This window comes from Vibrio sp. 10N.222.52.B12, from assembly GCF_002875385.1.
GTDB classification, from domain to species: domain Bacteria; phylum Pseudomonadota; class Gammaproteobacteria; order Enterobacterales; family Vibrionaceae; genus Vibrio; species Vibrio jasicida.
The window spans coordinates 1-6,946 of the sequence record NZ_MDAW01000080.1 but is presented as its reverse complement, the minus strand read 5'-3'; the positions used below and the strand labels follow the sequence as shown (position 1 = coordinate 6,946).

General features: G+C 40.6%; 7 protein-coding genes. All 7 read left to right on the top strand.

What is annotated here, in order from left to right:
- Window positions 1–193 precede the first annotated feature (193 nt).
- The 7 genes from BCT11_RS03990 (at window position 194) to BCT11_RS03930 (ending at window position 6,803) form a co-directional block, all read left to right on the top strand.
- Complete coding sequence (locus BCT11_RS03990) at window positions 194–934, top strand: hypothetical protein (RefSeq protein WP_241908974.1); 741 nt, start codon at window positions 194–196, stop codon at window positions 932–934.
- 136 nt (window positions 935–1,070) lie between these two features.
- Window positions 1,071–2,417, top strand: coding sequence for an SIR2 family protein (locus BCT11_RS03985; RefSeq protein WP_133152136.1), 1,347 nt, complete (start codon window positions 1,071–1,073; stop codon window positions 2,415–2,417).
- 167 nt (window positions 2,418–2,584) lie between these two features.
- A complete protein-coding gene (locus tag BCT11_RS03980; protein WP_102387223.1) occupies window positions 2,585–3,121 on the top strand; it encodes a hypothetical protein in 537 nt (178 codons plus the stop codon).
- Window positions 3,122–3,243: 122 nt separating this feature from the next.
- Window positions 3,244–3,753, top strand: a complete 510-nt coding sequence (locus BCT11_RS03975) for an SMI1/KNR4 family protein (RefSeq protein WP_102387227.1) — start codon at window positions 3,244–3,246, stop codon at window positions 3,751–3,753.
- 797 nt (window positions 3,754–4,550) lie between these two features.
- On the top strand, window positions 4,551–5,489 hold the full coding sequence (locus BCT11_RS03945) for a hypothetical protein (RefSeq protein ID WP_102387221.1): 939 nt from the start codon (window positions 4,551–4,553) through the stop codon (window positions 5,487–5,489).
- A 748-nt stretch (window positions 5,490–6,237) separates the two neighbouring features.
- Complete coding sequence (locus BCT11_RS03935; protein ID WP_025633738.1) at window positions 6,238–6,519, top strand: type II toxin-antitoxin system Phd/YefM family antitoxin; 282 nt, start codon at window positions 6,238–6,240, stop codon at window positions 6,517–6,519.
- Window positions 6,516–6,803, top strand: coding sequence for a type II toxin-antitoxin system RelE/ParE family toxin (locus tag BCT11_RS03930; RefSeq protein ID WP_029840597.1), 288 nt, complete (start codon window positions 6,516–6,518; stop codon window positions 6,801–6,803). Before BCT11_RS03935 ends, BCT11_RS03930 begins: the two co-directional genes overlap by 4 nt.
- The last annotated feature ends 143 nt before the right edge of the window (window positions 6,804–6,946 follow it).

The following is a 6,946-nucleotide window of genomic DNA, read 5'->3' as shown; positions in this document are numbered from 1 at the left end:
GGTAGCTTTACGATTGGCTAAAGTGACAGGTGAGCTCAAACTGGAAAAACAAACATAACAAACTGCTCAAGAGGGATTCGCAACGCGTGGCATTTTCACTATGCGTTGATTTTAGTGATTAAGGTGGTTTGCGGCGGCTTTTGTATTGCGTTGCTCACCCCTTAGCAGGGCGTTATACGAATTGGAGATATTGGTGAATTTTTTCAGTAATAATTTTAAAGTCTTTTGGTGGACGGTCATCGTATTGGTGCTAGGTTTCTACTTTTGGCATAGGTTTCCTGACCTTGTGTTAGGAAAAGCTGTAACAGCCGATATGCTTGTTTTTGTAGTTTGGATTGCTGTCTGTCTCGTTCCGTTTTTCAACCAATTTGAATTTTTGGGTTTAAAACTCAAGGCTCAAATTGAAGAGGCGAAGCAAGAGTTACAAGGACAAATCAATACACTTCGAAATGAAGTCTCTAACTCTAATAGCGTTGACGTAAAACCTAGTTTTTGGGTAGGTACTGGAAGTACACCAGCTAGTGATGAAAAGTTGGCTGAGATGGAGCAAAAAATAGATAAGGTAGTTAAGGCTACAGAAGCAGGTTTTGGCTATGAAGCAAAATCGACTAAATCAACAGCTATTGATCCTGACATTATGTACCTGTTCGAAACTCGTTATCAAATCGAAGCTGGTCTAAGAAATTTAGCACGGCTTTCTGAGTTGAACATTGAACGTAGACCTTTCCCTCTTACAAAAATCATATATCACCTCGTAGAAAATGAGCTTTTGCCCTCTGAACTTGGTGGTGTTGCTCGGGAAGTTTATTCAATCTGTTCTCCAGCAGTGCATGGGGACATACACAAGGTGTCTCAAAATCAAATTGAGTTTGTTAAAAAGGTTTCGCCAGAACTCATAGCTGTAATTAATAGTGCTGTGCAAAAATTCGTATAACAAAGCGTTTAAGACGGATTCCCAACGCTTGGCGCTCTCGGCTTTCTTTGAGTTAAGTGATTATGTCACAATGGTTTAGGTAGGGTGGTTGGCGTTGCTCACCACTTAACGCGGCGTTATACATTAGGAGAAGATTTTGAAATCTCATGAGAATAATTGCGATTGTGTTGGTTGCAAAAATAATTTTGATGTACCACTTCCTAAGGAGTTAATCGATGAAGTGCTAGCTGGGAAAGTTACGTTTTTTACTGGGGCGGGTATTAGCACTGAAGCTCCAACTGTATTAAACATTAACTTCTATGAGCAGGTAGCAAGGGAGATTAATGCATCAGACAAAGACCTAAGCTTTCCTCAAATGATGCAAGAATTTTGTAAGCAGCCAAATGGACGTATGAAGCTGTTACAAATGATTCGTTCGAGGTTTAAAACCATTGATTCTTTCCCTGAATTGCAAAAAATGGCTACGTCTTTTCATAAATCAATTGGAACTCTTTTCCCTGTTAAAAACATCGTCACGACAAATTGGGATACTTATTTTGAAGATTTTTCTCATGCAACGCCTTTTGTCTTAGATAGCGATTTAGCATTTTGGGAGGTTGCTGAGCGCCGTATACTAAAAATTCATGGTTCAATTGATAATCTCTCAACTGTTGTAGCAACAGAGGACGACTACACTGAGTGTACCAGGCGTCTCAATGAGGAATTGATTGGAGGTATGCTCAAAACCATCTTGGCGACTCAAACAGTTATTTTTATTGGTTACTCAATGCGTGATAGCGATTTCCAAGAGGTATATGGCTTGGTAAAAGCTCAAATGGATCTTCTGCATCGACAAGCGTACGTGGTGACTCCTTTTGAGGCTGAGGCTGAGCGATTTAGAGAGGCTGGGCTTATTCCAATCGTAACCGATGGAACTTACTTTCTAGAGTTGGTAAAGCAAGAGGCTGTTGAACGGGAGCTTTTACTTCCAGACCTTTCTTACGAGCTGTCCGCATTCATATTAAGTGATTTCGAAGATGAGCACATGGAAATAGCTAACAAAGTTAGCAATACTGAATGTCCACAGATCATCTACGCTGCCTGTTATCAAGATGGGGTGATTCATGCGCTTCAAAGGATACAAAAAAATCGATATTCAGGTGAATATTCTCACCCATGTCGATTGCAGAGGCTAATAGTTGAATATCAACACATTCAGTCAGAGAAAAGGAAAGTCAAAAGTTATACTGGTGTCGCTTATATAGAAGGTTATATTCGAGGGCTGATTTATCACTTAGAGAACTGTTTTGAGAGTGAAGACTTTGAAATTCCGTTGTATTTTGCTTTTGGTACAAAGGAAGAACTATATAGTTTTGAAGATTTTATTGACTTCGTTAAGTCTAATCCGAATGCCCATAAAGTATCATTAAAGCAGGCAACGCAGTACCTAAAATCACTAAAAAATCCTGATGAAATTGCAATTCATCATCCGCCGTGGATCTAATGTATAACAAAGCATTTAAGAGTGATTCCCAACGCTAGGCATTTTTCATTCCATCGTTGGGTTTTGTGTTTAAGGTGGCTTGGTTGAGTTTTGTGGTAGCGTTGCTCACACCTTAATGCGGCGTTAGCTATTTTGGTTAAAATTGGTACACATAATAAGGTAAAAATATGAAACGAATGTTGGTATTGGGCGCATCTATTGTCGTAGCGTCAGGGTTACTAGGCATAGAGCAAATTAATAATTTTAAGCAGTTCGGTAATGTTATTGAATTAACTTCTGGAAAAATTAGACTTGGTGAAGTCTATCGTGAAACACTGAGTTCAACATACGAAGTCACATTTGTTGGTGATGATCGTGCATCCACTTCAGTTTATGCAAACACTAAAAACCTTTACTCTTCTGCTTATGAAGACCTGAAGAATACTATTGATGAAGTTAATAAGAGTAGAGGGAAAAATAAAGAAGAGCCATTATCAATCGACACTGTAACTTGGACTAAAGATGCAACGATTAACTTAACTACTAAAGTTACCTATCAGTCAGAGTTCCACCCAAGCTTTGTTCTTACCATTGATGACACAACGATAGACTATATTGCAGGTAAAGATGATTCAAAAAATATTTCATATTATTTGTCTGAATTAAAGTCGTACTCTAATAAAATGGAAACGAAGTATGAGGCAAGTAATTCATTTATCAAATAGCTAACAAAGCATTTAAGAGTGATTCGCAACGCTTGGCAGTTTCGCTTCGCTCAAGTATAGCCAAGCGTCGCTCACACCTTAATGCGGCGTTAGGCGTTGTCCAGAAAATATGGAGAGATAAGATGGATAGAACTTTTCCAGATCAATTGAGAAAACTGCACTCAATAGAAATTGACTACGCGGACGGTGAGGGAATTGATTTTGAACCATATGATGACTTCTATTCGCAAGAGGAAACATCAGAATGGATTAAAGCATGGACTGGTAATTCTTCACTCAATGGGCATGAATATTTAATTTTTGGTCAAGATGGCTCTGGCGGTTACGCTGCTTTTTGGCTGGTCGCCAATGTTGAAGATCTTTTGCAACAACCTATTGTTTTCTTCGGCTCTGAAGGTGAAGTTGGGGTGGTTGCACAAAATTTTGGAGACTATGTTTGGTTGTTTGCACATGGTCTTGGGCCATACGAGGTTGTTGCTTATCCTGATTTGAAGCGCCCCCTAAATAGTAAGTTTTTGGACTTTGCTCAGGAGGTTGCTCCGTCAAATGAAAGCTCAGTGTCTAAAATCATAAGTGTGGCCAAATCAAAGTACTCTAACTTTGAGCAAATGATTGACGAACTTTGCCAGTAAGCCAAGCGCCTAACAAACTGTTCAAGAGGGATTCGCAACGCGTGGCATTTTCACTATGCGTTGGTTTAAGTGATTAAGGTGGTATGCGGAGGCATCGGTATTGCGTTGCTCACCCCTTAACAGGGCGTTAGTTTGCAAGAGGAAAAACGCAGCTATATCGCAAGATCTAGTGGTAAAAGTTCAAAGTTTAAGTTGTCGTATCTGCTTTCAATCACAGTGCTAACTAGCGTGGTAAAAATCCAAAATTGGCATCGTTTCAACGGTTGATTTGTTCTTTGGTGCGGCGAGTTATGGGTTAACCAAACTGTACTTTTTTGCTGAAAATCTGCTCGTTGAGTTTGTTGGTACAAAAGCCGATTTACTCGCTGAAATGATGTTTTCTCCGGTGTGGAAAATTCACTTGGTTTCAGTGAGTTTATTGAAAGTCCGCATTGTGAGATTAGTTTTCCAAAAGCGCTTTTTGGTGTTGTAAGTTCGTTTTCTGCGGCGTTGTTTGTTCCACGTGGTTTCATTGAGTAGCCGCTTTGAGACTACGCCTAGCTTAAGTGCATCAAAACACTTAAAGCTTATTGTTTGCAAAGTTTAAAATAACGTAAAATCAACGCTTTGGGTTTGCAAACTAACAAACTGCTCAAGAGGGATTCGCAACGCGTGGCATTTTTACTATGCGTTGATTTTAGTGATTAAGGTGGTATGCGGCGGCTTCGGTATTGCGTTGTTCACCCCTTAGCAGGGCGTTAGGCTAAAAATTGACACCCTCGGTGATAACTACAAAGTATAATTTAGAGAATAGAACAATGAGAAAAGCATTTGTTGGATTATCCACACCTGTCGGCTATGACTATACAAACCCTGCAACGAAAACGGGTTCCGATCAACGTAGTTCTCCCAATCCTGTATTAGATTCTCCTTTTGGTTTAATGCTGTTGTTTGATGAAATAGTGTTTGTGTCAAAAAGCTTGTGTCCAGAAAATATGCGTTCTTTACCTTATGTAACGTTCTTAGATGAATCAGAGCAGTTACCCTTAGTAACTAAGGATGAAATCAGTTCGGTACATGATCTTCAGCTAGGGCGTTTTGAATACCCTCATACTTTTCAAGAAGCTATTCGAAGTGCTGGTGTCTTGGATGAAATGGGAGTGGATAATCATACTCATGGTTTGAAATTTGGTCAGTTTGAGGGTTTTGCAGCATCTCATGAACGGAATTTAGCTATTGATATGTTATTTCACTCACGTCTTAACGACCCCAACATTGAGCTTATTACTAACTCAAACCTAAGACCACTAGAGACTTCAGACGAAGACGTGTGGGGTAAATTAAAGCTCACGGAGCTACTTGTAGTGGAAAATATCCCTAATTTTCTGACTAAAAGCGGTCCTTATCACCCAGTTATTGATGAAGTTCGTGAAAACAAGTACTTGAGTGAGTTCCGAGAGTGGATTGTGCAGCAAAATGGTTTGGCTGGTGTACATGAAGTCAGTGAGATGAAAGAACAAGTAGAGCGGGCGCTACAGGAAGCTCAAGATGAGCTATTTATGAAACATCTTGATTCTAGTAGACATTTCAAAACGGTAGGGGAAGCAATGCTTGGAGACTTAGCTGGTTTAGTTTGCCCTGTTGCGGGTACGGCTAAAGCTTTAGCTGAGGCAGGCACAGATCTACTTAAACCTAGCAATAATCGTTGGCAGGGCTTTGTAGTTGGAGCAAAGCGTACGATACGCAGAAACCTTTAGCCTAACAAAGCGTTTAAGACAGATTCCCAACGCTTGGCATTTTTCATTCCATCGTTGGGTCTTGTGTTTAAGGTGGTATGGTTAGGTTTAGTGGTAGCGTTGCTCACTACTTAACGCGGCGTTGTGCGACTGGGCAAAAATCTTCTATGTCTTTCTTTCTCGCTCTCTTTGGCAGTCGGTTTTCTGTGTCGGCAATTTAGCATTGTCGGCCCAAGTTCTTGAATCACTTGAGCCGTAAACATGCCAAAGTTCGTGGGTTGCCTCATTGGTTTTGAGTGTTGGTTCGTGGTTAGTTTGGCTGGCGCAAAGTGTGGCAAGTGCTAGTTTATCGGAACTTCTTCTTCGCTGGTCTTCCGTCGCGTTGAGTTTCTAGAAGCAAAAGCTTAGTCACTGGCTGAAATTCACCATTAGTCACTTGTTGGAAGTGGGTCTGTAACATAGTGACTTCGGTTGTTCAGTGAATCACAAAAAGTGCTTGGTTTGTTTGTGGTTTTCCTTGTCTGAGGTAATCTTCATTTGCCCAACTTGGCTCGGTCGATGAATTCGCATAACAAGCGTTTAAGACGGATTCCAAACGCTTGGCATTTTCAGTTTGAATCAGCTTTAGTGTTTACGGCACAATAGTTTTGGTCCAGTGGTAGCGTTGCTCACCACTTAACGCGGCGTTATAACACAAAATCAGGCTATTGCTCAAAATGGCTAGTTGAACTATTATTTGTACATTAAATTGTACTGTTAGGAGTTCAACATGAGCCGTATCCACTTTGACCAAGATATTCAGCCTTTGTCTGAATTTCGTGCTGGCGTAACGTCATTTATTAAACAGATTAACGAAACTCGCAGACCATTAGTAATCACACAACGTGGTAAGGGTGTTGCGGTTGTCCTTGATGTTGCGGAATATGAAGCAATGCAAGAGAAGATCGAGTTACTAGAAGAAATGCGTACTGCTGAAGCACAGTTAGCTTCAGGTTTAGGTGTTTCCAATGAAGACGCTCGTGCTCAAGTGTTGGGGCGTCTTAAGAAATGAATGTAGTCTGGTCACCACTAGCATTACAAAAGTTAGGTGATGCAGCCGAGTTTATTTCACTGGATAACCCAGTGGCGGCAGAAAACTGGGTTAATGAGGTTTTCGATAAAACTGAACTTCTCTCGAGTATGCCTGAAATGGGGCGAATGGTTCCTGAGTTACCTCATACTAACTATCGTGAAATCCTATTTGGTCACTATCGAATCATATATAGCCTCAGCCATGAAATTCGTGTCCTTACAGTAAGAAATTGTCGTCAAATACTCACGGAAAGTGACGTGTAGCAATTGTGTTATAACAAGCAATTCAAGCAGATTCGCAACGCTCGGCACTTTCGGTTTGAATCGGCATTAGTGTATACGGCACAATGGTTTAGGTAGGTGGCAGCGTTGCCCACTACTTAATTGGGCGTTATTTCCGCAACGGA

Excerpts from the sequence above, each read along its gene's own strand:
- BCT11_RS03980 (WP_102387223.1), top strand. The coding sequence starts at position 2,585 with ATGAAACGAATGTTGGTATTGGGCGCATCTATTGTCGTAGCGTCAGGG.
- BCT11_RS03975 (WP_102387227.1), top strand. The coding sequence starts at position 3,244 with ATGGATAGAACTTTTCCAGATCAATTGAGAAAACTGCACTCAATAGAA.
- BCT11_RS03945 (WP_102387221.1), top strand. The coding sequence starts at position 4,551 with ATGAGAAAAGCATTTGTTGGATTATCCACACCTGTCGGCTATGACTAT.
- BCT11_RS03935 (WP_025633738.1), top strand. The coding sequence starts at position 6,238 with ATGAGCCGTATCCACTTTGACCAAGATATTCAGCCTTTGTCTGAATTT.
- BCT11_RS03930 (WP_029840597.1), top strand. The coding sequence starts at position 6,516 with ATGAATGTAGTCTGGTCACCACTAGCATTACAAAAGTTAGGTGATGCA.